The organism is uncultured Adlercreutzia sp. (assembly GCF_958431955.1).
Taxonomy (GTDB): Bacteria; Actinomycetota; Coriobacteriia; order Coriobacteriales; family Eggerthellaceae; genus Adlercreutzia.
Genome location: NZ_CAUASN010000066.1, coordinates 1 through 2,999 on the forward strand (window position 1 = coordinate 1; position 2,999 = coordinate 2,999).

3 protein-coding genes are annotated in these 2,999 nt (G+C 67.6%); 2 read left to right on the top strand and 1 reads right to left on the bottom strand.

Features of this window, described 5'->3' with window-relative positions; genetic code table 11:
• Positions 1 to 170: 170 nt before the first annotated feature.
• Positions 171 to 1,013: a hypothetical protein gene (locus Q5064_RS11305; RefSeq protein WP_302964757.1), complete on the bottom strand. Its 843-nt coding sequence runs from the start codon at positions 1,011 to 1,013 to the stop codon at positions 171 to 173.
• Positions 1,014 to 1,314: 301 nt separating this feature from the next.
• Here Q5064_RS11305 and Q5064_RS11310 point away from each other — a divergent pair, with 301 nt between their 5' ends.
• Positions 1,315 to 2,142: a hypothetical protein gene (locus Q5064_RS11310; RefSeq protein WP_302964759.1), complete on the top strand. Its 828-nt coding sequence runs from the start codon at positions 1,315 to 1,317 to the stop codon at positions 2,140 to 2,142.
• Between the two features lie 3 nt (positions 2,143 to 2,145).
• A complete protein-coding gene (locus tag Q5064_RS11315; protein ID WP_302964761.1) occupies positions 2,146 to 2,910 on the top strand; it encodes a molecular chaperone in 765 nt (254 codons plus the stop codon).
• Positions 2,911 to 2,999: the final 89 nt, after the last annotated feature.

Consider the following 2,999-nt stretch of genomic DNA (forward strand, 5'->3'; position numbering starts at 1 on the left):
GGGGGGGCGGCCGCGGGTTTTGATCCGCCCCCGGGGGGGGGGGCCCCCCCCACGGCCCCGGGGCGGCCGGGGGGCGCCCCCCCCGCTTCTGGAGAGGAGGGATCCCAGGTCGCGTTGTTGGGAAAGGAGGAGGCGCGACCGGGCGTTGGATTGACGTGATCGGTGGATCGCTAGGCAGTGCGAGAGTCGAACTCGACGACGGTGCCGTCGGCGCGCTCGAGGCCCCAGATGGAATAGTCGAGCTCGAATTCCGGCTCGGAGAGCACGACGACGGACTCGGTCGTCTCGACATCGGGCGCCGCGGCACCGTCTGCGTCAGCCGGCACGGTGGCGGCAGGCATCTCGATCGCGTTGGCGGAGGCGACATCGTCGGCCTCGTCGGCAGCAGCGGCTACGGCGGCATCGGCACCTTCCAAGGTCGCGACCGCGGCGGCATCGGCTGCCTCGCGGGCGGCGAGGGCCTCGCGATGCCGGCGAAGCTCCTCGGCAAAGGCCTCCTCCTGGGCGGCGATGCTCGCCCGGGACGGAATGCGGATAAGGGCCACGTCCTCGTCGAAGGCGCTGGCGGCCGCAAGCTCGCGCACCCGGTCGCACAACTCGGGGGCAACGGCGGGAATGCAATTCTCGTCGTCGACCTTCAGCCGCAGCACCGCGTGAGGCGAAAAGTCAAAATCGGCCCACTCGTAGGTCACGTTGCCGGCGCCCAGCGGATGCAGCACCGTGTTGAAGTTGTGCATGGCTGTGGACAGGTTGCGCGTGGCGTTGGCGAGCCACGGCATGAAGGAGCGGCGCCACAGTTCGTCGGCCCCCTCCTCGGCAGGATTCCAGAAGGGCTTCATGAGGCGCACGTTCAGACGCATGAGGTTGCCCTCGCCGCGCTCGTCCTCACCGAGTTCGGAGACGATGGACTGGGCCAGGTACATGTAGCTGCGCTTGATCTCGGCGGCCTGGGCCTCGGAATAGTCCTCGGGCATCAGCTTCGCCTGAAGCACCAGCGACGGTTTGGGCAGCATGGCATCCTCCTTCAGTACAGCAGTCCAGCGCGTCGGAACTGCGCGGAACAGTCGGTTCGAGGGCACAGTATGGAAGGTGGCGCGCGGCACCGTCAAGGTCGATTTCCCTCGCATGACGAATCGGAATAAGCTCATGGCGCGGCGGCATCGCCTGTGCCGAATCGTCATGAGAACATGCCCCTGAACAGGCTTGACGCATAAGGAATCGCCCTCCTATGATCGACCCATCGCAGAATCCGCGCCCTGGAGGCGAGCACGCCCGCCCAAGGCGCAGCAGGCAGAATGGACGTTTGGAGGTTCCATGACTGAGCAGGACAAGGCGGCCGGCTTCTCCCTCGAGGAGGATCTGACCGTCGACTTCAACCCTCTGGAGGCCTTCGCCTTCGACGACGGGGAAGCTGAGAGCGAGGCTCCCTCGGTGCTCGCCGAGGGCCCCTTCAACATGCCCGATCCGGCGGCCGTCCCCCAGTTCCAGCGCGAGCTCGTCTCCTTTGCCAACGGCGAGACGGCGCAGCAGCGCATCGAGGCGCTGTTCGCCCAGATGCCCACCTTCCACAAGATGCTCTTCGCGATCCTTAAGGACTGCGAGGAGCCCATCGCGACGGCCGATCTGGAGGCGCACGTCGAGGAGATGAAACGGCACCACCATTCCGTCTACGATTCGCTGACCTTCGCCGACCTGCTCGCCCGAGCCGGCGCCATCGAGCAGACCGACGAGGCCGGCACGCCGTTGGCCGAGGTGGAGCAGGAGCCGCTGCGCGTGGAGGTGGACGGCGCCGAGTTTTGGCGCGTGGCGCCGGCGCCCGCGGTGTATTGGCACCTCACCGCCGACGGGGCCGCGCAGCTGGACACCTACCGCCCCCTGGAGATGATCGCCCAGCTGTACGAGGACGACCCCCGCTACGCCGAGGTGTTCACCACCTGCCTCGAGCTCTGCGCGCGGGGCGGCGGCGCGAGCCTGCGCGAGATCGGCGACGTGGTGGACGACGAGCCGGTGCTGCAGAGTCCCAAGCGCTACGCCATGTACTTCATCGACAAGCTGGAGCACGCCGGCGCCGTGGAGTGGATGGGCCAGTGGTCCATCACCGAGCACGGCCGCGCGTACCTTGATTCGCTGAGCGAGGAGTAAGCCATGACCGAGATGAACGATTTCACCGCCGAGGCCATCGAGGCTGCCGAGACCGCCGCCGAGGAGGTCATGACCGCCGAGGATCTGGCCGCGCTGTGCGAGAGCCGCGGCGCCACCTACGAGCTGATCGCCCGCTTGTTCCGCAACGAGGTGGACGAGGCGCTGCTCGCCGAGCTGATGGAGACCGACTACCCGGTGTCCTCGGGCAACGCGCTCATGGATACGGGCTACTACCAGATCGCCAAGTACCTCTCCAACGCCTGGGTCGACCCGCTCATGAAGCTCGCCGTGGACTACACCCGCACCTTCCTGGGATCGGGCATCGACACCTACTCGGCGGCCTACCCCTTCGAGAGCGTGTACACCTCCGAGAAGCGCCTGCTCATGCAGGACGCCCGCGACGAGGTGCTGGCCATCTACCGCTCCTGCGGCCTGGAGAAATCCGAGTCGTGGACCGTCGGCGAGGACCACATCGCCGTTGAGCTCGAGTTCATGCGCGTGCTGGCCCACCGCACGGCGGCAGCCCTGCGCGCCGGCGACGAGGAGCGCGCGTTCTCCCTCATCAGCACCCAGCGCAACTTCATGGACGACCATCTGGCGACCTGGGTGCCCGTGTTCGCCAACGAGGCGCGCCGCTTCGCCGACACGCTCTTCTACCAGGGCGTGGTGAACCTGGCGGAAGGGTTCTTGGAAGAGGACGGCGCCCTGCTCGCTGGGCTTCTGTCCGACGCGGACGAGTCCGCGCTCGACCCGCAGCCGCAAAGCTAAGGAGCCCGCCATGGATCGCTCGCCCTACCGCATCCGGGCCGCCGTCCACCTCATCGAGGGGCGGGCACCTTAGCTTTGCGGCTGCGGGT